General features: G+C 67.5%; 24 protein-coding genes and 1 pseudogene. 11 read left to right on the plus strand and 14 right to left on the minus strand.

All coding sequences use genetic code 11. The annotated features are described in order from the left end of the window. Positions 1 to 6: 6 nt before the first annotated feature. Positions 7 to 1,518 (plus strand): annotated as a pseudogene (mobF, locus tag LO931_RS17530) (MobF family relaxase); the annotation flags it as partial. A 112-nt stretch (positions 1,519 to 1,630) separates the two neighbouring features. Then, positions 1,631 to 2,749: an ATP-dependent RecD-like DNA helicase gene (locus LO931_RS17535; protein ID WP_255657828.1), complete on the plus strand. Its 1,119-nt coding sequence runs from the start codon at positions 1,631 to 1,633 to the stop codon at positions 2,747 to 2,749. A 13-nt stretch (positions 2,750 to 2,762) separates the two neighbouring features. Here the strand turns inward: LO931_RS17535 and LO931_RS01670 are convergent, their stop codons facing one another. Together LO931_RS01670 and LO931_RS01675 are read right to left on the minus strand one after the other, a co-directional pair. Next, on the minus strand, positions 2,763 to 3,107 hold the full coding sequence (locus LO931_RS01670) for a DUF86 domain-containing protein (RefSeq protein ID WP_229051466.1): 345 nt from the start codon (positions 3,105 to 3,107) through the stop codon (positions 2,763 to 2,765). Positions 3,108 to 3,118: 11 nt separating this feature from the next. Continuing rightward, positions 3,119 to 3,580, minus strand: coding sequence for a nucleotidyltransferase domain-containing protein (locus LO931_RS01675; RefSeq protein ID WP_229051467.1), 462 nt, complete (start codon positions 3,578 to 3,580; stop codon positions 3,119 to 3,121). A 203-nt stretch (positions 3,581 to 3,783) separates the two neighbouring features. On the opposite strand from LO931_RS01675, the gene LO931_RS01680 reads away from it, so the two are divergent. After that, positions 3,784 to 4,017 (plus strand): AlpA family transcriptional regulator, encoded by a 234-nt coding sequence (locus tag LO931_RS01680; RefSeq protein ID WP_229051468.1) that lies wholly within the window; start codon positions 3,784 to 3,786, stop codon positions 4,015 to 4,017. Positions 4,018 to 4,079: 62 nt separating this feature from the next. Further along, the gene (locus tag LO931_RS01685; RefSeq protein ID WP_229051469.1) at positions 4,080 to 5,180 is read left to right on the plus strand and encodes a site-specific integrase; all 1,101 of its coding nucleotides are present in this window, start codon (positions 4,080 to 4,082) and stop codon (positions 5,178 to 5,180) included. 135 nt (positions 5,181 to 5,315) lie between these two features. Here LO931_RS01685 and LO931_RS01690 read toward each other — a convergent pair whose 3' ends face one another. From LO931_RS01690 to LO931_RS01700, 3 genes are all read right to left on the minus strand, one after another. After that, positions 5,316 to 6,698 (minus strand): hypothetical protein, encoded by a 1,383-nt coding sequence (locus LO931_RS01690; protein WP_229051470.1) that lies wholly within the window; start codon positions 6,696 to 6,698, stop codon positions 5,316 to 5,318. Then, positions 6,695 to 10,105 carry a serine/threonine-protein kinase gene (locus LO931_RS01695; protein WP_229051471.1) on the minus strand — a complete coding sequence of 1,137 codons (3,411 nt, stop codon included), beginning with the start codon at positions 10,103 to 10,105 and terminating at the stop codon, positions 6,695 to 6,697. The genes LO931_RS01690 and LO931_RS01695 overlap by 4 nt, the downstream gene beginning before the upstream one ends. 437 nt (positions 10,106 to 10,542) lie before the next feature. Continuing rightward, on the minus strand, positions 10,543 to 11,085 hold the full coding sequence (locus LO931_RS01700; protein WP_229051472.1) for a putative immunity protein: 543 nt from the start codon (positions 11,083 to 11,085) through the stop codon (positions 10,543 to 10,545). Positions 11,086 to 11,182: 97 nt separating this feature from the next. Here LO931_RS01700 and LO931_RS01705 point away from each other — a divergent pair, with 97 nt between their 5' ends. After that, a complete protein-coding gene (locus tag LO931_RS01705) occupies positions 11,183 to 11,935 on the plus strand; it encodes a hypothetical protein (protein ID WP_229051473.1) in 753 nt (250 codons plus the stop codon). Here the strand turns inward: LO931_RS01705 and LO931_RS01710 are convergent. Together LO931_RS01710 and LO931_RS01715 are read right to left on the minus strand one after the other, a co-directional pair. Beyond that, positions 11,932 to 13,632, minus strand: coding sequence for a hypothetical protein (locus LO931_RS01710; protein ID WP_229051474.1), 1,701 nt, complete (start codon positions 13,630 to 13,632; stop codon positions 11,932 to 11,934). The genes LO931_RS01705 and LO931_RS01710 overlap by 4 nt on opposite strands. Further along, positions 13,629 to 14,810 carry a 26S protease regulatory subunit gene (locus LO931_RS01715; RefSeq protein ID WP_229051475.1) on the minus strand — a complete coding sequence of 394 codons (1,182 nt, stop codon included), beginning with the start codon at positions 14,808 to 14,810 and terminating at the stop codon, positions 13,629 to 13,631. The genes LO931_RS01710 and LO931_RS01715 overlap by 4 nt, the downstream gene beginning before the upstream one ends. 115 nt (positions 14,811 to 14,925) lie before the next feature. Between LO931_RS01715 and LO931_RS01720 the strand changes: the two genes are divergently transcribed. Then, positions 14,926 to 15,453, plus strand: coding sequence for a hypothetical protein (locus tag LO931_RS01720; RefSeq protein WP_229051476.1), 528 nt, complete (start codon positions 14,926 to 14,928; stop codon positions 15,451 to 15,453). Between the two features lie 6 nt (positions 15,454 to 15,459). On the opposite strand, the gene LO931_RS01725 is transcribed toward LO931_RS01720, so the two are convergent. From LO931_RS01725 to LO931_RS01745, 5 genes are read right to left on the minus strand one after another with little or no spacing between them, the layout of a single operon-like run. Then, on the minus strand, positions 15,460 to 15,861 hold the full coding sequence (locus LO931_RS01725; RefSeq protein ID WP_229051477.1) for a hypothetical protein: 402 nt from the start codon (positions 15,859 to 15,861) through the stop codon (positions 15,460 to 15,462). Between the two features lie 8 nt (positions 15,862 to 15,869). Further along, entirely contained in the window at positions 15,870 to 16,448 is a 579-nt protein-coding gene (locus LO931_RS01730) for a suppressor of fused domain protein (RefSeq protein WP_229051478.1), read from the minus strand. 16 nt (positions 16,449 to 16,464) lie between these two features. Beyond that, complete coding sequence (locus LO931_RS01735; protein WP_229051479.1) at positions 16,465 to 16,749, minus strand: hypothetical protein; 285 nt, start codon at positions 16,747 to 16,749, stop codon at positions 16,465 to 16,467. Beyond that, positions 16,746 to 17,984, minus strand: a complete 1,239-nt coding sequence (locus LO931_RS01740) for a DUF6357 family protein (protein ID WP_229051480.1) — start codon at positions 17,982 to 17,984, stop codon at positions 16,746 to 16,748. The genes LO931_RS01735 and LO931_RS01740 overlap by 4 nt, the downstream gene beginning before the upstream one ends. A 17-nt stretch (positions 17,985 to 18,001) precedes the next feature. Further along, positions 18,002 to 18,967, minus strand: coding sequence for an SDR family NAD(P)-dependent oxidoreductase (locus tag LO931_RS01745; RefSeq protein ID WP_229051481.1), 966 nt, complete (start codon positions 18,965 to 18,967; stop codon positions 18,002 to 18,004). 43 nt (positions 18,968 to 19,010) lie between these two features. Here LO931_RS01745 and LO931_RS01750 point away from each other — a divergent pair, with 43 nt between their 5' ends. From LO931_RS01750 to LO931_RS01770, 5 genes are all read left to right on the plus strand, one after another. Beyond that, complete coding sequence (locus LO931_RS01750) at positions 19,011 to 19,592, plus strand: TetR family transcriptional regulator (protein WP_229051482.1); 582 nt, start codon at positions 19,011 to 19,013, stop codon at positions 19,590 to 19,592. Between the two features lie 47 nt (positions 19,593 to 19,639). Next, the gene (locus tag LO931_RS01755) at positions 19,640 to 20,488 is read left to right on the plus strand and encodes an alpha/beta fold hydrolase (RefSeq protein ID WP_229051483.1); all 849 of its coding nucleotides are present in this window, start codon (positions 19,640 to 19,642) and stop codon (positions 20,486 to 20,488) included. 19 nt (positions 20,489 to 20,507) lie between these two features. Beyond that, entirely contained in the window at positions 20,508 to 20,864 is a 357-nt protein-coding gene (locus LO931_RS01760) for an iron chaperone (RefSeq protein ID WP_229051484.1), read from the plus strand. 221 nt (positions 20,865 to 21,085) lie between these two features. Beyond that, positions 21,086 to 21,229, plus strand: a complete 144-nt coding sequence (locus LO931_RS01765; RefSeq protein ID WP_229051485.1) for a hypothetical protein — start codon at positions 21,086 to 21,088, stop codon at positions 21,227 to 21,229. A gap of 48 nt (positions 21,230 to 21,277) precedes the next feature. Then, the gene (locus LO931_RS01770; RefSeq protein ID WP_229053050.1) at positions 21,278 to 21,919 is read left to right on the plus strand and encodes a class I SAM-dependent methyltransferase; all 642 of its coding nucleotides are present in this window, start codon (positions 21,278 to 21,280) and stop codon (positions 21,917 to 21,919) included. Between the two features lie 42 nt (positions 21,920 to 21,961). Here the strand turns inward: LO931_RS01770 and LO931_RS01775 are convergent, their stop codons facing one another. Both LO931_RS01775 and ychF read right to left on the minus strand, forming a co-directional pair. Then, complete coding sequence (locus LO931_RS01775) at positions 21,962 to 22,330, minus strand: hypothetical protein (RefSeq protein ID WP_229051486.1); 369 nt, start codon at positions 22,328 to 22,330, stop codon at positions 21,962 to 21,964. A 124-nt stretch (positions 22,331 to 22,454) separates the two neighbouring features. Then, complete coding sequence (ychF, locus tag LO931_RS01780; protein WP_229051487.1) at positions 22,455 to 23,543, minus strand: redox-regulated ATPase YchF; 1,089 nt, start codon at positions 23,541 to 23,543, stop codon at positions 22,455 to 22,457. Positions 23,544 to 23,571 lie beyond the last annotated feature (28 nt).

Consider the following 23,571-nt stretch of genomic DNA (forward strand, 5'->3'; position numbering starts at 1 on the left):
GCACGCATGCTACGGAGTTCCGTAGGCCAGTCCCCCACCGTTGGTGGGCCGGCTCGACGCCGCCGAAACGTCGGGGGTGGTGGGCAGGTGCACGGTGGGGTCAAGTTCTACCGCGGAGCGCCGAAGGCAGCCCGGGCCTACGTCGAGGCCGATCACTCCCGCGCCGACGACTACTACCTTGCCGAAGGAACCGGAGTCGCCGTGCTGCTCGTGGCGACCAGTCCCGAGTCGTCGGAGCCCCAGCTCTCGCCGAGCGCGGTCGAGGCTGGTCAGCTCGACGGCGACGCCTACGAAGCCTGGGTCGTCGGCATCGATCGCGAAGGCAACCCGAAGGGCCGCCTCCGCACCGGCGCCCACGGACTGCGATTCGTCGAGATTGTCGTCAACGGACCGAAGACCTGGTCGATCGCAGCCTTGATCCACCCCGGCATCAGCGCCGCCTACGGCCGCGCTCAAGACCGGGCCGCGAAGGAGATCGTCACCTGGCTAGCGGCGAATGCCACCACACGCGTCGGGCCGCGCGGTCGCCAGGTGCAGGTGCCGGTCGACCAGCTCGAGGCCGCGGTCATCCAACACTTCACGTCTCGCGCAGGCGACCCGCATCGACACCTCCACGTGCAGATCAACGCGCGCGTCCTGGCGCAAGGTCGATGGCGAGGACTTCACTCCGCAGGCGTCGTCGACATGATCGATGCCCTCAACGGCATCGGCCACGCGGCGGTCGCATGCGACCCGGAGTTCCGACGCGAGCTCGCCCGGCACGGCTACACCCTCGACCCCGCCTCCAGCGAGATCGCCGAACTCGCTCCCTGCGCGTCAGCGTTCAGCCAGCGAACGCGACAGATCGGCCGCAACGTCGACCGCTACGAGGCCGAATGGCGGAGAGACCACCCCGGCCAGGAACCGGATGCGCGACTTCGACGCACCTGGGACCGACGGGCATGGGCGGAGGCTCGGCCGGACAAGGTCGTGCCCCAAGATGGCGAACAACTCGCTCAAAGGTGGACCGACGAGCTGCACGAGATGGGCTTCCGTTCCCCGGCAACCGGCCACGCGACACACCCCAGTACGCCAATCGGATCGCTCAACCGCGATGCCGTCGTCGACCTAGTTCAAATGCGGCTCGGCACGCGCCGGTCTAGCTGGAACCCTGCCGACATCCGAGGCGAGGTCGAGCGGATTCTCGCCTCCGTCGACGTGGTCGCCGAGCCGATTGTGCGCAGAGAGCTCGCTGAGGACCTGACGTCACGCATCGTCGCCGCCTGCGTGCCGCTGCTCGAACGCGACGACGTCCCGGGCCACATCCGGTGCCTTAGCTCTCACCACGTGGTGGCCGTGGAAGCTGAGCTTGTCGACCGTCTCGCCGCGCGGTCAATGCGGCGGGACCGCCCGTTGGCTGACCTGCCCATCGACTCGAACCACGCCTTGGATGACGATCAGCAGTCCGTCGTCGCGACGCTCGCTGGCACCGGACGTCTCATTACGGTCGAGGGAGCAGCGGGCGCCGGCAAGACCACGACCCTGGCTGCCGCGGAGCAGGTCATCCGGGCCCAGCGACATCAATTCCTCGTGATCACCCCCCACACTGAAGGCCGCACAAGTCGCACGGGCCGAGACCGGCGTGGCCGCAGTGTCCGCTGCGTGGCTCGCGCACCAGCACGGCTTCCGATGGAACGACGACGGCGATTGGCAACGCCTGCCTTTCGAGGATCGCCAGCCCAGTCGAGCAGCGACTCTTCACACCGGCGCCCTGCTCCTGATCGACGAGGCCGGAATGCTCGATCAGGACACGGCGCTGGCGCTGATGACCATCGCCGATGAGGCCAGCGCTCGGGTGGCGTTCATGGGCGACCGGCACCAGCTGCCGGCCGTCGGACGAGGCGGAGTGCTCGACCACGCCGTGCGATGGACCAGGCCGGAGTCGACCGTTTCACTCGAGACCGTGCGCCGGTTCGCAGACCCTGAGTACCGCGACCTCACGCTCCGCATGCGCACCGGCGAGGCAGAGGACACAGTCTTCGACACCCTCCTGGCCCGCGGCGGCATCGTCATTCATGCGAGCGACGTCGAACGCATCGCGAGCCTCGCTGAGCATGGAGCGGGCGGGGAGACGGTGATCGCGGCGAAGCTCGAAGACGTCGCCGCGCTCAACGCCGCGATTCAGGATCGCCGACGATCGGATCGACCCGAAGGTTCGGCCTCGCCTGTGGCGTATGGGCGGACGGACGCCATCCACCTCGGCGACCGGATCGCGACCCGACAGAACGACCGGGACCTCGATGTCGCCAACCGCGACACGTGGACCGTGGTCGGGAGCCGGACCAGGGGCGAGCTCGAGGTCCAAGGCAAGCGCGGCACTCGAACACTCCCGATCTCCTACGTCCTGGACCACGTGGAGCTCGCCTACGCCACCACGGTCCACGGCGCACAGGGCGACACGGTCGACCGGGCTCATCTCGCGCTCAACGACACGACCGGCGCGGCCGCAACCTACGTGGCCATGACCCGTGGTCGGCACAGCAACACCGCGCACCTCGTCGCGGACTCGGTCGACTCAGCGAGAGCCCAGTGGACATCAGCTTTCGCACGCGACCGCGCTGACCTCGGGCCGGAGGCCGCGCGTGACCAGGCACTGGCAGACATCGAGCGCTACGGGCCCATGCCGACACCTCGGCCCGTGCGGCGCAAGGATTACGAGAGGTTCTCCCCATCCCCCGGATCAGATCGAGGGCCGAGCATCGGTCGGTGACCGAGCTGCTGGGTCAGACGGCGCCGAGCTTCGCCCGCGCCTCGTCGATCAGCGGAACCAAGGACCGGCGCCAAGCAGGCAGGTCTACGGCGAGTGTCGGCCACGTCAGTGCTCGGTCGATCTCGTCGTACTGGTGGATGAGGAAGTTGCGGTTGGCGATCGCAAGCGCCCACTCGACCCCCGCCGGAGCAAGAACTCCGCTCGCCGAAAGCCGCTCGGCCGCCTCGCCGAGCTTCATCATCAGGGAGTCCCCCGCCTCCTGAAGAAGGCCGTCGGCCAGGTAGGCGTCCTGACCACGGGAGAAGATCTCGTCGGCTCGCGACAACCACCCGTCGATATGGAGCAGGTCCTTCGCCACGCTGGTCTCCATCAGAGCACCACCGCGTCACGGCGGATGTCGTCGTCGATCGGCTTCAGGCCGCCGTAGGAGATCAAGTCGATCTCGCGCCCCAGGACATTCTCGAGCAGCTGCTTCAAACGGAGGAAGTCGAAGGTCGAGGTGCCCTCGGGTGCTTCGACAAGCAGGTCGATGTCCGAGTCCGGTCGGGCTTCGCCGCGAGCCACCGACCCGAAGACGGCGAGGCGGGCGTATCCCCGTTCGGCGGCCAGCGCGCGGAGGACCGGCGCAGCGGCCTCGACGAGGAGCTCGGGATGAACTCCAGCGAGGTCCGGAGCATGGCGAAGCTGCTGACTGACCGCGGGCTGGGAGATGCCGAGGACCTCGGCGATCTGCGTCTGGCTCGAGCCTGTCGCCACCATCGCTCGCAACGCGATGGCACGGCGCAAACGCGCCACGTCCTCGTCGCGACGCGCCGCGGCGTACTCCGCCAACAGGGTCATAAGACAACCTTATACGGCCGACTCCAGAAAGTCTTCAAACTTTCGGGGGTACGTGCCCTGACCTGCGCCGATGCGAACGTACCCCCTTCGCACCCCCTGCAAGATCCGCCAAGGGGGTACGAATCCGGTGACGTCACCGGGTCACTCTGCAGCCATCGGAAGCACCACCCCACCATCCGAGTCCAGGAGTGACCATGAAGACCTCGCCCCGAACCACCCTGCAGGACCAGCCACATGCCGCCGACGAGCTGATGTCGATCGCCGAGGTCGCAGCACTTGTCCGCGTCCCCGTCGCCACGGTCCGCTACTGGCGCCACCTCGGCACCGGCCCTCTCGGCTTCCGCGTCGGCCGATCCGTCCGCTACTGGCGTAGTGAAGTTATCCACTGGCTCGACGAGCAGTCCCGCCATCCACAGACCGGCAACTGACCCTGGCGACCCGCACCCGGACCTGCTGACGATCCGAGTACAGCCAACGACAGGAGACGAACGTGGCCGGCAACATCGCACGTCGATCGAACGGCAAGTGGCGAGCTCGGTATCGCGACGAATCGGGCAGAGAGCACACCCGGCACTTCGAGCGGAAGGTCGACGCCCAGCAGTGGCTCGACCAGATCGCCGCCGCGATCATCACCGGGACCTACGCCGACCCGAGGGCCGGGCAGATCACCTTCGCGGCATTCTTTGGCGAGTGGTCAGCGCGACAAGTCTGGGCACCCGGCACCGTGCTCGCGATGTCACTCGCGGCGAGGTCGGTCCCGTTCTCGGAGAAACCGATGCGACACATCCGCCGATCGGACGTTGAAGTCTGGATCAAGTCGATGGACGCCGCCGGGCTCGCGCCGGGCACCGTCAAGACTCGATACGTCAACGTGCGGTCGGTGTTCCGCGCTGCCGTCCGCGACCGAGTCATCGGCCAGGACCCCACCGACGGCATCCGACTCCCCCGGCGCCGCCGCAGCGACGCCGCCATGTCGATCCCCACACCCGAGGAAGTCGGCACACTCGTGGCCGTCGCCAACGACGAGGTCCGGACCTTCATCGCGCTCTGTGCATTCACCGGCCTTCGACTCGGGGAGGCTGCAGCGGTCCAGCTCGGCGACATCGACTTCACCAACGCGACGCTGGCCGTCACCCGCCAGGTGCAACGTCTCGGCGGACCTGACCTCGACATCCGCCCACCGAAGTACGGATCGGAGCGAGTCGTGCACCTCGCCCCCGGGATGGTCGATCTGCTGACGCGACACGTCGCAGAAGTCGGAACCGTCGGACACGAGCAGTGGCTGTTCGGCGAGGACGATCAACCACCCCACCAGAACACCGTTGGCTACTGGTGGCGGAAGACTCTAAAGGCAGCAGGCCTAACCGGAATCAAACTCCACGACCTTCGGCATTTCTACGCGTCAGGGCTGATCGCGGCCGGGTGCGACGTCGTCACTGTTCAGCGTTCTCTCGGCCACGCGAAGGCGACCACGACGCTCAACACCTACGCGCACCTTTGGCCCACAGCAGAAGATCGCACCCGCGTCGCGGCTCAACTCGTTATGGACTCGTCGTTGCGGACTCACGGAGAGCCGACAGAAAGTTCATGACGTACGGACTCCGTCACCTCCGACTACCCCGCCCAAACCCGTGCGGCAGGTCCGACGCCGGGGACGGCTGATCTCGGTCTATCCGAGCGCCTGAATGTAATGCCGGACCAACGAAATAGTCCCGAACTGATAACTTCAGTGCTGGACGCGGGGGTCGACTCCCCCAGCATTCAGGATCTCGTTGTACCGATCGAATGCTTTATCGACCTCACTTTGGATCTGAACGAGCGTGCCTTCTTCCATGCGATAGGTCCTGTTCGGGTCGCCCCTGAATGACAGCCAGTTGAAACTCGTAGTGATCCACTGATCGTCGAAGATCAGGATCTTGGCGTGGGTATTCCGCAGGCGGACAACGCGCAAGTTGTCGTAACGGTCCGCCAGGTTTGCGAGTTTGCGCAGTGCGAAGTCGTCCGACCCCTTGTCGTCGGGTCCGTAGCCATGCCCGATATGGACTTGCACACCCGCCCGCAATCGCCGCTCAAGCGCAGCGACAAAATCTGTGTTGACTACTCCACCCTTCACCCACGGCGCGATGAGCAACATGCGCCTCTTGGCGCCGTTGAGCGCGCTAGTCAGCAGTTCCGGGTGCTCATGGACGCCGACACTACGAACAGCCATGTCCTCGACACGGCTCGCATTCTCTGACGACTCATGCACCTCCGGGTCGATGCGACCACCTGCGACTCTGAGCAACTCAACCTGATCGCTCCCCACACGCTGTTCCTCCAACTCACGAGCGAGCGTGGGACGAGGTTCCGGGCGAGCCACAGAGATGCCCAATTTGATGACGGCATCGGCTGCCGCGAGTTCCAAACCGTGAGCTGCCTGCAGATCTCCGTCGATACAAAGTCCGAGCTCAACTTCCCCGGACTCGGTGTCTCCGTAAACCAGTAGTTGCGCGGGCAAGTAGAGATGCACGTTCTGGGAGGCAATCTTGCGAACACGTAGCACCTCGACACGTCGCGCGCGGTCTTCCCGAGATTCGACCAATTCATTGAACCGTTCGACTGTGAGATCAGGCAGATCGACTCGCGAGCTCTTCTTCGCCGGCAAAATCTCGAGCCCAGCCTCCTGTGCATCACGCTTCTTGATTAGAGCGCCGCGCGCGTAGTCCTGGGCATTCCAAACCAGACGGTCAAACGGAACGTTTAGTTGCGTGAGCACCGGCTGGACCGCCGCGAGGTTTCGCGCTGCCTCAAGACCTAGCGTGGTGAGGCCTAGTTCACCCGCTGACGATCGGACTAGATTGCTGGAGCTGATCTGGTCCGCCACCGTAGAGACGACTTGATCCCGGCGTAGACCGAGTAACGCCGCGATCTCGTCGATCTCGCGGACGCCCGCGTGGACGAACCGCAAGATAAACTCTTCCAAAAGAGGCAATGGCTTGCGCTCCTGCGCAAGGACGTCGACACGCAAGATGGTGACTGGCAAGGCGGCGTCGACAACGCTGATCAGCTGGAGCCCTGGCCTGTGGTCGCCGAACCTCCGTCGAATCGTGTCGGCTGAGGTCAGGCTCATCGTTCGGCCATTCTTAGTTCGCAGTCATCCGGATGTGACTCGACGTAAGTCAACACCTTCTTCAGTGCGCCGGTCGTTCCTCGGACGAACCCCGCGTCCCCGACGATGGTGAGACCGAAACGCGCACGGGAGAGTGCGACGTTAATTCGACGCCAGTAGTCAGGACCGATGAAGCCGAGTTCGGCTCGCGAGTTGCTTCTCGTGACCGAGAAGATCGCGACATCAGACTCGCGCCCCTGAACCGCGTCGACACTCATCACCGTGACGGCGAGATGCCGGAGACGGTCGCGGATTGGAGCCAACTGCTGATTCAGGTCGGCGACTTGCGCGACGTAGGGTGCAATTACGAGCACGTCGAGTTGCTTGGAGCCTTCTGGCAATCGGACAACGTTCATGTCGATCGAACCGTTCAGCACCTTAAGTCGATCGATAACGATGCGCACTTCGGCACGATTTGCAAAACTCTTGCCCTTGCCAAGAGGCGCGGCCTCGCGCCGAGCTTCGCCGTGCGCGGAGGTGTCGAGCCAAAGCACCGGCTTCCCAAAGCCGAGTGTGTAGCCCTCGAGGCCACCCTCATTGGGCGAACGCAGCTGCTCGTCATAGAAGCAGGTAGAAATCATGTCGCCGATAGGCCGAATCATGCGGTACTGCTGATTGAGCATCACTTGCGAGTGCTCTGGCAATCGGTCCGTCAGCCGCTGAAAAAGCGTCTGCTTAACGTCCTCTGGGAGGAGTTGATGATCGTTCATAAGCTCCTTGTTCCGAAGCAGGTTCTCGTCCACCGGGGGCAACTGGTTGGTGTCCCCCACCACGACCCAACGTTTGGCACGCGAAACTGGCACCAGCGCTTCCGTCAACGTCGCCCGGGACGCCTCGTCAACGATGCACAAGTCAATGTCGAGGTGTCGGACCGCCGGATGCCTCAAGTAGCCGATGCACGTACCTGCAATGACGCTTGTCTGATCGAGGAAGGTGTTCGCAAGACCAGAGTCTGAGGCAATGCGCTGAAGCCACTCACCCTGAAGCCGCAGACGAGAGAGCAACTGCTGCGCATGGGAGCTCTCGCCGATGAGAACATCCACGGCGCTGCGGGCGTCCGCCGCACTCATGTCCGCCGACAGTGTCAGGTCACCTGCCAACTCTGACTGCGCCTCGGATACCAACTCATCGCGGAGGTCAGCTAGAGCGTCAACCTTCTCCTGAACCGACGTGGAGGAGGTCGTCTCGGATAGCGATGTCGCAATCTCGGATCGTTGTCCGTCCTCATCCTCAGGTCTAGCCGACTGCAGGTGGTCCAATTGCGCCACGGTGGCTGCGAGTTGCTGCAGGGCGAGCGCCGCTCGAAGATGAGTGGGGGCTAGTCCCGCTTCGGCTGCCCTCGCTGCCAGGTGGTTCTCAGCGCTCTTACGGACCGACCGCGCCCAACGCTTCATCTGTGCGTCCAGGACAAGGTGACGGACCGACTCGTCGACGCGGTTCGGGTCAGCACTGGCAAGTCTCACCATGCTCGCCTGCCCATCGCCAGCCAACCGTTGCAAGGCGTTATCTACGGCCACGTTGGTTTGCGACGCAATGAGCACCCGCGCGTCTGAGTTTGCGCTCAGAGTCTGCTCAACAAGTTCAGCGATGAAGCTCGTCTTACCTGTGCCCGGCGGTCCTTGAACGACGTAAATGTCCGTGGACCCCATGGCCGTCTCAATCGCCTCGCGCTTCCGATCGTCAAGATCACGGTTCCAGTTCGTGATCGAGACGGTCCGCGGCTTCGCGTTCCGGCCAGGATCAAGCAACAGCTCTCTCAGATCCGGACGGGCCGACTTGTCTCTCTGCACATCATCGACTGCCTGACGCTGCCTATTCAGCGCCGCTTCGTCCGGGCCAAGGTGCGGGTCAAGCACAGCTCGGTCCGGCAGGCCTTCCCAGCGACGAGCACTCAGCACCACTACTCGGTCGACGTCATGATCGATTACCTCGCCCCAACCGAACTTTCGATCAGTGACTTGATCCCTTACACGCCACTCTGTACCGACCAGGTCATGATCCACCGGCGACTCGAGCGTAAACGTGGCTTCCCGGCCACGAGCATGACACTTCTTGTAAGGGATGGGCTTCTTCTCGCCACGCGCCAGTTCCTCACGCGCGTTCAGCACTCGACGCCAGGTGTCAAAGAGCTCGTCCCCGTCACGCTCGTCAACAATTGACTCGGCCGTCTGATCCCTCTTCAGGTAGAAGTCATCAATGGCATCGACCAACGTGGCGAGGCCCGCGCGAGCCGCCGACTTGTTGGCGGGCTCACTGAGTGCCCACTCAAAGACCTTGGGTACGAGCAGAGCCCGGCGTCGATGATTCTCAAGTCGATCGAAGTCGAGTTCCGCCGCTTTAACGATCACGGCGCCGCTCTCATCGGACTTCAACGTGAAGGACCATGCCTCGCCATCAAGCCGAATACTGTCGCGCTGGAGTTCGCCTGACTGGTGATCGTTGTAGAACGACGCATAGACTTCTCCGGAGAGGTCAGCCTGTGCCTTTGCGATCGCTTCTAGTCGGGCGTCGTCGCCGCCTCCCAGGGACCTGATCGCTGACTTAGTGAGCCGAAGCCATACAGGGTTTCGAGCGACCTGTTTCTGAGCTTGCCGCCTCTGTTGAATCGATCGCAATGCTCCGAAGAGATCGCTCGCATTCTTCGGCCGATCGTCCGGTTGCGTAGCAATACAGGCGCCGAGAAGGCGACGGACATCGGGAGGAACAGCAATGGAGTTCAACGCTTGCTCGACGCCAACCAGATCGGTCAAGCGGTCGTTCGTCATGCACTGGATAAGCAGAACGCCCATCGAGTAAACGTCCCTCACGTAGCGAATATCTGCGTTCAGCTCAGGCGGGGCGTACGGCTTAGAGTGCCAACCGGCGACGGTCTGCGAGGTTGTCTGCTCCTCACCGCGGATCTTTGCGATCCCGAAGTCAGCGAGTAGCGGAACCCCCGAGTCGGACATGAGCACGTTCTGCGGCTTGATGTCCCGATGCTCGATCTGCTTCAGATGGGTGTACGCCAGCGCGTCCGTAAGTGGCAGTGCTACCTCTGCAGCGAGACGGTCCCACGAGTCCCATGGGCCAGACGCTTGGAGTACGTCATCCAGATTTCGCTCGACCCAGTCGAGGACCAGCACGTAGGTTTCAGACTCGTCCATCCCGGCCCATCGACAACGGACGATGTTGGGGTGCGACAGGCTTTTGAGAGTCTTTGCCTCATTGTTGAACACCTTGCGCGTGACATCGTCAGATTGTCCGGAAAGCAACTTCACTGCGACAAAGGACTCATCTCTTTCGTCGATGGCCTTCCGGACCACGGAGAAGGTCCCACTGCGGCGCTCAACCTTCAGAAGCATGAAGTGGTCGCCGATGATGTCTGGCACTCTAGGCCCCCTCTAGCGCCGCGCCGGTCTGCGCGGCGATCCCCAGTACGAGTAGTCCGGCGCTGCATCACCGGTTGCGATGTTTGCGTACCGGCCGGAGATTCTGACCGCCAGCGTATAGCGCGCGCGGGTCGATCGAGGTCCCATCGATATAAGTGATAGAGACCGATCGTCGTGGACGGCCACGGCCGGGCGTCCCGCGGCCACCGGCGCTTCATGGGAGCGGGCGAGCGGCTGGAGGTAGACGTCCGGACCCAACTTGACCACTTGACTCGACCATATCCAAGGTAGGCGCGCTCCGAAATCTTGCGGACTGAGTGCGGACCGCAAGCACCTTGCAGGTCCCTGACCTGCGCAAACGCGCACATTCACACGTTGAAGCGGAACGCACAAACAGTCGCGCTCGAATCTCGAAGCTCTGCTGCCGTCACCACTGCTCAGGCTGGGGTCGAGCCGACTTGCGCCTGGATCTCGCGGATCGCTTGCCCCACGATGCCGCCGGCCAGGAGGCCTGGTCCGAGGGGGCCGGAGGTGTCGGATCCGAGTGGGGGCAACTGCCGAAGGATGGACCGGTCGACGTCGGTCAGCCGCGAGAGCTGCCAGCGGATCTCCGCGGTGACTGCGTCGGGGCTGCTCGGGTTGGCCAGCGACACCGCCTTCACTGCGTAGCCGGCGGCACCCAGGGCGTGGGCACCCATGTGCGCCACGGCGGAGGCTTGACCGACGGCCCTCGCGGCTGCGGCTCCGGCGGGGGTCGTCGCCGACTTGGCTGCCTTGACGGCCACGAGCCGCTTCTTGATCTCCTCGGCCGCACTCCCCTGCCCAGCGGCGTAGGCACGCGTGCGGGCCAGCGCATCGGCGACGTCGGCCACGGCTCGGGCGTCGCCGTCAAACAGCGGGATCACGCGCTCGGCGCAGGCGGCGGCCCATCGGGCGATCGTGCGCCGGTCGGCGTCGCTGAGCGTCTGGATCGAGGCCATCGGATCATCATCGCCGACGGCTCGCCTCGCGTGAGCCGGCGTGACGCGACGTCCTAGAGTTGCTGCGCCAGTATCGGCTCGACTCAGGAGTAAATCCGTGGATCGCAGGCAGCTGAAGTCGATGGGCGTCGCGGCGCCCGGGTACGGCAACGCCTTCTTCATGGATGAGGGCGACGCCGCACGAGCTGACGGGGTGGCGTTCGCGCGGATCGCCGGGGTCGCCACCGTGTTCGCAACCGACAGCTCGGCGGCTCCGATCGAGGCGACGCAACGATCGTTCGCCACCGACGCCGAGGCGTTCGACTACATGTTCCGGTGCTTGCGAGACAGCGTGGCGGCCCGCAGGGCGACGACCGAGACCGTGGTCGAGGCGACTGAGAAAGCGGCAGCCCAGCAGCGGCCGAGCCTGCACGAGCGCTACCGGGACCTGGGACTCAGCGGGGTCACGGCGACCCTCGTGTGGATCGCGACGGCCCTGGGATGGCTCTGGATCTCGCCCTTCACCTACACCCGCGACGACATGGTCGGTCTCGCGGTGAACGGCAGCCGCGTCGGCGACTACATCTTCGACGCCGACACCGGACTCGTCGTTGTGGCGGTCTGTTACAGCCTCGCCGTCGTGCACATGGCGGATCAATGGTCGCTGGGTCGCCGAGACCCCGGCCAGGTCGGACGACGCGCCCTCGGCACGGCGATCGGAACCGCCGTGTTCTCAGCCCTAGCGCTGGCCTGCATGGCCATCCGCTCCGACGAGATCGACAACCCGCTGTACTGGCTCCCGCCGGCCCTGGCGCTGCTGAGCGCGGGCGTCGTGGCGGTCTCGCTCACGGCATCACGCACCAAGACCTAGGACTGCCAGCGCATCCGTCCCAGGTGCACCAGGTTCGGCAGCGGGCACCAGGCGCCGATCTGCGGATGGTCGACGATGACGCCCGCGAGGCCGTGCTCCCCGAGCGACAGCACCCAGTCGATCGCGGCGGGCAGCGGCATCGAGAACAGCGGCACGGTCTCCCCCGGCGGCACGAGCCCGTTGGCCTCCGCCGCGGCACCGGCCCTCTCCTCGCTCGTGTAGAGGCAGACCAGCGGACCCTCGCCCGTCTGGAGCGCGAACGGTCGCGGCGCGTCCTCCGTGCCGCGGTTGATCAGGTACCACCGGTCGAGCGCCACCACGGCTTGCCAGAACCTGATCTGCCGATCCTGGTCCTCCGGGGCCGCCAGGTACTCGGCGTTGAGCGCGTCGATCTCCGCCACAGTCGGCGGCGCGGGATTCGCCGGCTGCGCGGCCTCCTCGCGCTGCGACAGCGGGCGCGGATCGCGCCCGCCAAACGCCCGCACGCGGTCCCAGAACCAGCCCGACAGGCTGGGAGCGATCACGACGTCCTCGGAGCCCTGACGCCGGAGCACCACCTCGTGCATCGTCGTGATGATGTAGCCGTCGGCGTCGTCGGTGAGGATCTGCACGTAGTAGTCGTCGAGGCTCTCCTGCGTCCACTGCGACCACGCCACGGGGTCGGCCTCCACCGCGTCGTCCATCGCGCCGATCTCTGCAGCCGACATGAGCCGGAAGTCGCCGCCGGTCTGCCAGAGCGCCCCGGTGCCCGGCTCCTGACCGTCGTGCCAGGCGAGCACGTCGCTCTCGCCGCCGGACTCCCGGGCCGCCTCCTCGTCGAGCGGCGGACGCAGCGCCGCGCGCAGGTCGTCCGGCAGCACCTCGTCGAGCGCCGCCAGCGCAGCCTGGAGGTCGATGCCGAGTATCTGGTCGCGCATCTGCACCCACACGGCCTCGACCGCACCGGCCTGGTGGAGGTCGGCCATCGTGATGTCCTGCTTCGCCGTGACCTCCCGCAGCTCACGGAGCATCGTGATCACGCCCCCGGCCAGCCCGTCCATCGGGTCCTGGCGGAGCGTGCGCAGCGCCAGCTCCTGCGCGTCGTCGAAACGCCCCTGGTGCACGTAGGCCCACATCAGCGGACCGACGACGGTGTCGCTCGACGGATCGGCCCGGATCGCCTCCTCGGCCGCGACGATGAATCGCTCGGACGGCGCGAAGCTCTGGAACAGGTAGATCGCGCGCCCGGCCAGCGCGTACCGCAGCTCGCTCTCCTCGGTGCGCGCACACTGCGCGACGGCCTCGTCGAGCATCTGCCACCCGCGCTCCATGTCGCCCGACATCGCCGAGGCGACGCCCAGCTCCATCAGGTCGTGCCAGCCCTCCTGGTCCTCCTGGAGCACGACCTCGGCCCAGCGCCGCGCCTCGACGAACTGGTTCTCGTGCTGCTCGAGGTCGCGCAGCGTGCGGGCGGCGTTGACGAAGTACTGGTCGCGCTGGCCGAGGATGTCGAGCAGGAGTCGGCGGGCCTCGTCGGCGTCGCCACACTGCTGGCGGTGCATCGCGAGCAGCATGCGGATGCCGTTGCGGCCCGGCTGCTGCGCGAGCACGCGACTCGCGAGGCGCCCGACCTCCGGGTGCGACGGCTGCACCTCGAACAGCTCCCACGCCAGCTCGACGTCTCGCTCCAGCGGATCCATCTCGTCGACGCCGCTCACGCCAGGCCCCGCTTCACCCGGTACGCCCGCAGCTGGTCGAACGTGCCGTCGTCGACGCCGTAGTCGAGCACGGGAGCCACCTGGTCGAACCACGACGTCGTCGACGGCGTCACCCCCGCCGCTGCGGCGAGCAGCGTCTCGGTCGTGACCGGGACGACGCTGCCGGCCTCCATCGACGCCGTCAGCGCCTGCTGCAGCGCGACCGTCGCCACGTGGCTGAGGTCCGCACCGGAGAAGCCCTCGGTGGACGCCGCCACGCGGGCGACGTCGACGTCGGCCGCAGGCTTGCCCTCGAGGGCGCTCTGCAGGATCGCGTGCCGGGCGACCTCGTCCGGCGGCAGCACCAGCACCGTCTTGTCGATGCGTCCGGGGCGTCGGAGCGCGGAGTCGATGTCCCACGGACGGTTGGTGGCGGCCAGGAAGTAGACGCCGTCGTTCACGCTCGACACGCCGTCGAGCTCCTCGAGCAGCTGCGTCACGATCATGCGCAGCGACTGCGCCCCGGCACCGCCGGACGTACGCCGACCGCCGAGCGCGTCGAACTCGTCCATGAAGATGACGCACGGCGCGGCGGCACGCGCGTTGCGGAACACGCTCCGGATGGCCTTCTCGCTGTCGCCGAGATACTTGCTCACCAGGTCGGCCAGCGTCACGTGGATGAACGACGCACCGAGGTCGCCCGCGATGGCCCGCGCGATGAAGGTCTTGCCGCAGCCGGGCGGGCCGTACATCAGGAGCGAGCCGCCGGGCGTCTGACCGAAGGCCGCCGCGAGCTCGGGGTTGCGCAGCGGCGCGAGGAAGGTCGAGTCGAGGTGCTGCTTGACCTCCGCGAGGCCGGCGACGTCGGACAGCGTGACCACGGGACGCTCGGCGTCCCAGTCCCCCGCCGTCGCCGCGTCGACCGGCTCGCGCTCAGCCGGGGACGGCGCAGGGATGGGCCCAGGCTCGGCCGGAGGCGTCGCGGATCCTCCGCGGAGCCGCGCCGCCATGACCCGCGCCCGCAGCACCTGCACCCGAGCCGGGTTGCCGCCGTTGGCCTCGAACACGGCCAGCTCCTGGGCGGCGCGGTCGGGGTCGACCTCCATCAGCAGGGTCACGAAGTCTTCCCGCAACGCCAGGTTGGACGGGTCGCGCGCCACCTCGGTCTCGATCACCCTGAGGAAGTCGTCGTCGGCCATCTCGTGCCCCCTGTTGTCGCCGTCCCAGACGGCACCATCATGGCCCATCCCCGACACGCGGATCCCGGAGCCTGGGTGGCCGCTGTGTGTCACTCCCACGCGCCATCATGAGGACATGACGATTCCCGAAGACCTCGCCGTGTGGCGTCGCCTGCAGGACGCCGGCCAGTCGAACCCGTGGTCCGAGAGCCTCCGCCTCCTCGGCGACGACGAGCAGCCTGCCGCCCTCGACACCGGCTACCTGACCGCCGAGGACCTGGCCAACCCCGACATCGCCGCCAACACCACGGCCATCGCCGAGACCGCCGAGCTCATCACCTGGGCCGCCGAGAACGAGGACGACGGCGTGGCCTTCGGCTACTGGCGCGGACCTCAGGACCTGCCCCTCGACCGCGCACCCGTCGTCACCCTCGACACGGAGGGCCAGTTCGAGCTGCTCCGCGGCACCAGCCTCAGCGAGGCCCTCACCGACGAGTACGGCCAGTGGTCGCAGGACGACTACGACGCGCTCGTCGCCCAGTGCCGGGCGCAGGGCGTGACGATCAGCGCCGACGACCCCGACGACCTGGTCGAGCCCGAGGTCTCGCCCACGCCGTCCGAGCACCACGAGGCCCGCTATCGCGAGCTGCTCGACGGCAGCTGACCTGCGTCAGTCGAACGCGGGCCGCAGCTCCTCGCGCATCTGCCGGAAGTTCGACGGTCGCGTCTTCCACCGCTCGGCGTCGGACTCCTCGAACGTCACCTCGTACCGCCCCTTCGCGCGGTCGAGCTGCACGAGGATCTTCAGCGGGAGCGGGTCACCGGGCTCGTAGTGGCTGCCCAGGTAGTCGTTCACCGCGTCCAGGATGCTCGGCCAGCTGCAAGCCACCGGGATCACGGTGCCGTCGGCCGCGTAGGCGTAGCCCGACGCGCTGCGATAGCCGTCGCCGAACTCGAGCACGATCGCGAAGGACTCCCAGGCGTCGCCGGGGCCGTCGGCCCCCGGCAGCCCCGACGGCTCGTTCATCGCCGCGACCAGCGACCGGATCAGCACCACGGTGACGTCGGACATGCCGTCCCTCACGCCCCGTCCAGGCTCACGCTGCGACGCTCGATCGAGAACAGGTCGGGCTGGCCCCGGTCGAACGCGTCGCCGATGGCGTCGAAGCCGTGCTTCAGGCAGTAGTCGGCCTCCGCGTCGGTCACGGGCACGAGCTGGAGCCACGTCACGTGGATGTCGGGGTCGCTGAACGACTCGAAGCTGCCCCAGAGGAACGGCGGCACCGACATGAGGTGCGGGGTCGAGGCCTCGGTGAAGCGGTCACCGATCGCGCCGCGGTAGATCGTGCCGGGCCGCACCTCGTTCGGCTCACCGATCTGGAAGGCGCACGCCGCCACGGCGTCGCCCACGAACGACCACCGCGAGTCGATGCCGGCCACCATCTCGACCCCGATCGGCCGACCGTCCGGCGTGCGGTACCCCGTCGGGAAGAAGCTCGCGGCAACGGTCGCCCACGTGGTGACCCCACGCGTGGGGCTGTCCGGCACCTCGACCATGCCGATCTTCCTCTCGCCGTCGGAACGCGTCATCGGCGGCGGCACCGACGCCAGGCCCAGTGCGCCGGAGACCCGGTGCACGACCTCGTAGGAATCGATCATTCGCATCACTCCTTCGTCACTTGACCAGGTACGTGTAGTAGTTGCCGAGCTGGTGGAGAGCGGTGTGGGACAGCTCCGGATGGCGGTCGCGCATCGCGTCGCGGACCTCGTCGCCGATCTCGGCGAGCGACTTCTGGCCCCACTCGACCCGGACGTGCATGGTCTCGTCGAGGATCGCTCGCACGGCCTCGCGCGTGGCGGCACTGCTGAACCGGGCGAGGAACTCCTCGTCGTTCGAGCTGGGATAGCGCTTGAGGTGCAGCACGACCGCCTCGCTGAGGTCGTCCGCCGGCTCGGTCATCGCCCGGTGTCCCGGCGCTTGCGGGCTCGCTCGAGCTCGTCGACGTCGAGCATCCACGGGCCGTGCGAGTCGAGCGCTCCGCAGCCGCCGCGCACGTAGTCGTTCACCACGGCGCGGTATCCGGCCATGCCGTCCACGAGCGCGTACTCGACCCGGTACTGCGGGTCCTTGCCGTTCCTGCCCGGCACCGCGGTCGTGACCCGGGCGACGGAGTCGGCGTAGAAGTGGAGCTGGATGCCCTCGCCGCGCTCCGCGTCCTCGATCGTGAACACCTCGTTCCGCGACCCGGAGCGCTGGGCGACGAACTCCCAGAACTCGACGCCCGCAGCGCGCTCGTCGCCGCGGTGCCACTTCTTCTCGGCGCCCTGGTCGTCGGTGAAGGTCAGCGCCGCCTGGTGCGCCGTGGTGTCGCCGCTCTCGTCCTCCGTCGCGTTGCGCGAGCGGTCGGCGGCCTCCGAGCACACCAGGAAGACCACCGACCGGACTGCGTCGTCGGCCAGCCGGCCGTGACGGCGACGCACGGCCGCGGTGACGGCCTTCGACATCCGGTTCCAGTCCTGCTTGTCCGTCGCCCGCTTCCCGCGGCGGGGATCGCGATGGATCACCATCCCCTCGGCCGCGCTCTCGGCCGTGGCGACGACCTCCAGCACCGCGGGCAGGAGGGCGGGGTCGACAGCGTCAGGATTGCGGCCGGGGCGCGTCGACGAGTGCAGGTACTGGCCGGTGAACCGCAGCACGGCCTCGTCGACCGAATCCAGGGTCACACCGCGCCGCTTCCGGTCACGGTTGGCCACGTAGGCCTGCACGGCCTGCGGATTCGACTCCTCCACCGCCGTGTGCAGCGACTCGAGGACCTGCCCGCGCTCGAGCATCCGGACGTCGGCGCCGTGGCCGACGAGCATGTTCGTGTTGATCCGCCGCTCCCGGATCAGCGCATCCACCTCGGCCGGCGAGCCGAGCAGGAACGGATCGAGCAGGGCGACGGCCGCGATCTCGTCGAGGTCGCCTCGCGTGCCGGCGGCGTCGCAGAGCGGCAGGATCGCGCACCACAGCACGAGGTGCCGGGCGAGGTCGTCGCGAATCACCTCGAGGTGGCGCTCCTCGATCGGGAACGCGAACTCCCGCGGATCGTGGTTCGAGTTCGCACCTGCGGCGAGCTCCAGCGTGAGGGCGCCGTCGTCGGCGCGCACGATGCGCGGGTACCACCCGAACCTGCGGACGACGACCTCGCTCATGCCTCGTACCTAGAGGTTCACCGCGCGGCGGCGAGCAGCTCCTCGGAGACGTCCCACAGTCGGCGGGCGTCGGCCGGATCGAGCGCGTGGGGCATGACCCCGTGGATGCCGTCGAGCTGGTCGACGACGTCGGCCTCGCGGCAGTCCTCGAAGTAGCGCCCGCCAACGCCCTCGACGAGCGGCGACGCGGCGAGGAAGACGGAGGTGGCCGCGCCCTGCTCGGGGGTCTTCATTCGGAAGAGCCCGGCCTGCTCGGCCTGCTGCGACTGCGCCTCGGCGGCGGCCCGCTTCTCGGCGCTCCAGTGGCGCTGAAGCGGCGTCCAGATGCCGCCCGGCATGAGGGCGTTGGCGGTGATGCCGTCGTCGGCCCAGCGACGGGTGGCCTCGACCGCGAACAGCGAGTTGGCGGTCTTGGACTGCCCGTAGGCCAGGCCCGGGTCGTAGTCGCGGCGCTCGAAGAAGAGGTCGTCGAAGACGATGGGCGACGCCGCGTGACCGCTGGAGGAGACCGCCACGATGCGCGCGCGGTCCGCGGCGGCGAGCGCTGCGTGGAGTCCGGTCGCGAGAGCGAAGTGGCCGAGGTGGTTCACACCGATCTGTGTCTCCCACCCCTGCGCCGTGGTGCCGAACGGGGTGTCCATCACGCCGGCGTTGTTGACCAGGATGTCGAGCGGTCCGGTCCAGGCGCTCGTGAGCGCGTCGACCGAGGAAAGGTCGGCCAGGTCGAGGCTCACGACCTGAACGTCGTCACGTCCGCTGGTGCGGGCGATGTCGGCCGCCGTGCTGTCGCCGGCCGCGGTGTCGCGTACCGCGAGCGTGACCTGCGCGCCGGCGTGGGCCAGGGCGCGGGCGGTCTCCACGCCGATGCCCGACGCGGCACCTGTGACGAGTGCGCGCTTGCCGGAGAGGTCGATGCCCTCGACCACCTCGAGGGCCGTCGTGGAGTCGTCGAACGGGCTGGTGATCTGTGCTGGTGCCGTCATGGCTCGATCATACCAACTAGTTGGTTGCGTGTACGATGACGTCATGGTCAGGGACGGAGACGCCAGCCGGCGACGACTGCTCGCGGCAGCGACCGAGGAGTTCGCCTCCCACGGCCTGGCCGGCGCGCGGGTCGACCGCATCGCCGCGGCCGCCGAGGTCAACAAGCAGCAGATGTACGCCTGGTTCGGCTCCAAGGACGGGCTGTTCGACGCCGTCTTCGCCGCGCAGCTCGACCGCATCGTCGACGCCGTGCCGTTCACCGCCGACGACCTCCCCGGCTACGCCGTCGACCTCTACGACAGCTACCTCACCGATCCGGAGATCATCCGCCTCGTCGGCTGGAACCGGCTCGAGCGGGTGCCGGTCGGCGACCTGCTGGCCGGTCACGGAGCGCTCACTGATCCCAAGCGGGCTGCGCTCGAGCGGGCCCAGCGCGACGGCGTGGTCGTCGACGGGATCGCCCCCGACGTCGTCTACGCGATGGTGATCGGCATCGCCGGCTCCTGGTCGCCGCTCAGCGGCACCGTCACCGCCGCCCCGGAGGACGACGAGGACGACCACGACCGCCGCCGCACGGCACTGCGCGAGACAGTGGCCCGCGCGTTCTCCCCCGCCCGGCCGTAGCGGTCTCGGATACGGCAGGACCTGCCGCGCGGGGCTACCGTGAGCCCATGCCGCACACCGCTCCCCAGAAGGTCGTGCTCCACGGCCACGAGCTCTCCTACGCCGACCGCGGCGAGGGGCCGGTGGTGCTCTTCATCCACGGCATCCTCGGCTCGCAGCAGCAGTGGTCGCACCTCGTCGACCGCATGGACGACGACCACCGCGTGATCCTGCCGGACCTCTTCGGTCACGGGGAATCGGCCAAGCCGATGGGCGACTACTCGCTCAGCTCGCATGCCGCGACGATGCGCGACCTGCTCGACCACCTCGGCGTCGAGCGCGTGACGCTCGTGGGGCACTCCCTCGGCGGCGGCATCGCGATGCAGTTCTTCTACCTCTTCCCCGAGCGCGTCGAGCGCCTCGTGCTGGTCTCCAGCGGCGGCCTGGGCCGCGAGGTGAACGTGGCTCTCCGCGCCGCGACACTCCCCGGCGCCGCCCAGGTGCTGAGCGTCGCGGCGTCGGCGCCCGTCCTGTCACAGGTGGAAGCCCTCGGACGCGTCGCCTCGAAGGCCGGCTGGCGGCCGGGCGCCGACATCGGCGCGATCTGGCGAGGCTTCAGCTCGCTCGGCGACCGCGAGAGCCGCCGCGCCTTCCTCGCCACGACCCGCGCCGTGATCGACATCGGCGGGCAGAGCATCAGCGCCCACGACCACCTCGAGGGCTCGCTGCCCATCCCCACGCTGATCGTGTGGGGCTCGAAGGACCACATGATCCCCGCGTCGCACGCCCGGAGCGTCGAGGCTGAGCTCCCCGACTGCCAGGTCGAGATCTTCGAGGGCGCGGGGCACTTCCCGCACCTGGACGACCCCGACCGGTTCGCGCGCGTGCTGCGCGAGTTCATCGCATCCGACGCCTGACCCTTCCATGGAGGCCGACATGACCGCTCCTGCTGACCACGACTCCTACATCGCCGCCGCTCCGGAAGCATTCCGCCCGGCGCTCGGCCACCTCCGAGACCTCGTGCGCAGCGCTCTCCCCGAGGCGGAGGAGATGACGGCCTACAACATGCCGGGATTCGCGGTGGGTGGTTCGGTCGTCGCCAGCTACGCCGCGTTCAGCAAGCAGATGGGGCTGTACGTCCTCGCTCCGGCGATCGCAGCCCACGCCGACGAGATCGCAGCGGCGGGCCTGCGAGCCACCAAGACCGGTGTCACCTTCTCACCACGCAAGCCGATCCCGGACGATCTCGTGGTGAGGCTCGCGCAGACGTCCCGCGAGCACGCCACCGCCTGACGCCGCGGCGCGACGACCTACTCCTCGAGCTGGGTCCGCACCGACTGCCACTGCTCCCAGGCACGCTCCGGGTCGAGATCGTCGTAGCCGCGCTGGGCGGTCACGGAGCTCATGGTCGAGATGGTGCCCAACAGGTTGAGGCCTTCGACCGAGCGGGTCGCGTCCCGCACCCGGAGGTGCTGCGGACGAGCGTCGTTGCCCTCCGGCGCTTAGCCTGAGTCATGGGAATCATGCGCAAGGCCGGAGCATTCGGAGTGGCCAAGATGGTCTACGACCAGGCCCGCAAGCCTCAGAACCAGGCCCGCATCAAGAAGGCGGTCGCGAACGTGCAGTCCCGCCGCAAGGGCGGCCAGCCGCCGCGCTGATCGCGAGAGCGATCAGATCCGGCACGAAGACTGAGGCTGTGTGACGTGATGTCCGACGCCTGGCTGTCCACCACCCGCGACTCGTACGACACCGATGCCCCTGGCTACGCCGAGAAGGTCCGGGGACTGCTCGACGGGTCGCCTCACCTGCGCGCGAGCCTGACGCTGTTCGCCGACCTGGCGCGCGAAGCCGGAGGTGGGCCGGTGGTCGACGTCGGCTGCGGCCCGGGATACGTCACTCGCCATCTCCACGATCTCGGCGTGGACGCCTTCGGCATCGACCTCTCCCCGGAGATGATCGCCCTCGCGCGGCGTGACTACCCCGATCTCCGGTTCGAGATCGGGACGATGACCGAGCTCGACCTCGCCGACGAATCCGTGGCCGGCGTGCTTGCCTTCTGGTCGGTCATCCACGTGCCCGACGACGCCGTGCCCGGCGTGTTCAGGGAGTTCCGCCGAGTGGTGCGCCCGGGCTGTCCGGTGCTGGTCGGCTTCCACGTCGGCGCCGAGGCGAGTCACGACACCGAGGGATACACGGGCCGCCCGATCGACGTCGTGAGCCACCGGCGCAGGCCGGAGCAGGTCGCCGAGTGGTTGCGCGAGGCAGGTCTGACGATCGAGTCCGAGTGGCTCATGAGACCGGACGACGACGTTCCCGGAGCAATCATCTTCGCGAGACGTCCGGTCTGAGAGCGCTCGACCGGGCGGCGCACGATGCACTCGGCGCCGCGGTCACTCGTCGCGCCCCAGGTCCCCGAAGCAACCCTCGCCCGGGTGCCAGACGGTCCACGATCCATCATCGAACCCTTGAAGCACCGCGATCTCGACGTAGACCTCCTCGATCGCCGGCTGGATCACGATGGCGCGACGATCGAACTCGAGGCGTAGTCCCGTCTTCGTCGACTCGGCGGTCGACCTCACGGTGGCCGGGATCAGACCGCGAAGGGCATCCGCGTATCCCAGGTCCGCTTCGCGCCACGACCGCACGCCGTCATCCACCCGCGGCCAGACGTAGCTGTTCAGGACGACCGGGCCACCCTTGATCTCATCGCCGTCGAATCGCAGCTGGACGTAGTCCAACACGAACTCGACGGAGTACATCCGAAGGCCCGAGAGACGTGTGAGCAGCCCGTCATCGACCCGCGGTGGCTCGCCCTGCCTCTCACCGAGAATCCGAGGACGACGCTTTCGCATGACCCGAGGTTAGTGCCGGTCCTCAGGCGAGCTAGACGTTGAACCTGAACTCCACCACGTCGCCGTCGGCCATCACGTAGTCCTTGCCCTCCATGCGGACCTTGCCCACAGACTTCGCGGCGTTCATGGAGCCGGCCTCGACGAGGTCGTCGAACGAGACGATCTCAGCCTTGATGAAGCCCCGCTCGAAGTCGGTGTGGATCACTCCGGCGGCCTGGGGCGCGGTGGCGCCCTTCGGGATCGTCCAGGCGCGCGACTCCTTGGGACCCGCGGTCAGGTAGGTCTGCAGGCCGAGGGTGTCGAAGCCGACGCGGGCCAGCGCGTCCAGGCCCGGCTCCTCGACGCCCATGTCGGCGAGCATCTCGGCACGCATCTGCTCGGCGTCCTCGTCGTCGCCCAGCTCGACCAGCTCGGCCTCGCCCTTCGCGTCGAGGAAGATCGCCTCGGACGGCGCGACCAGGGCGCGCATCTTGTCCTTGAGCGCGTCGTCGCCCAGCTCGTCGGCGTCGCAGTTGAAGACGTAGATGAAGCGCTTTGACGTCATCAGGTGCAGGTCGCGCAGCAGGTCGAGGTCGAGCCCCGCCTTGAGCACGCCGTCGCCGGCCTCGAGGGCGTCCTTGGCCTTCTTGGCCTCCTCGAACACCGCCACGAGCGACTTGTCCTTGCGCGACTCCTTGTCGAGGCGCGGCAGCGCGTTGTCGACGGTCTGCAGGTCGGCCAGCACGAGCTCGATCGAGATGGTCTCGATGTCGCTGCTGGGGTTCACCTCGCCGTCGACGTGGGTGACGTCCTCGTCGCGGAACACGCGGGTGACCTGGCAGATCGCGTCGGACTCGCGGATGTGCGACAGGAACTTGTTGCCCATGCCCTCGCCCTCGGACGCGCCGCGCACGATGCCGGCGATGTCGACGAACTGCACGGTCGCGGGGAGGATCTTCTCCGAGCTGAAGATCTCGGCGAGCTTGCCGAGCCGCTCGTCGGGCACCCCGACGACGCCGACGTTGGGCTCGATCGTGGCGAACGGGTAGTTCGCGGCGAGCACGTCGTTCTTGGTCAGAGCGTTGAAGAGCGTGGACTTGCCGGCGTTGGGCAGGCCGACGATGCCGATGGAGAGAGCCACGAGGAGACAGCCTACTGGCCGGGTCGGC

Source organism: Aeromicrobium sp. Leaf350 (assembly GCF_916858655.1).
Classification (GTDB): Bacteria; Actinomycetota; Actinomycetes; order Propionibacteriales; family Nocardioidaceae; genus Aeromicrobium.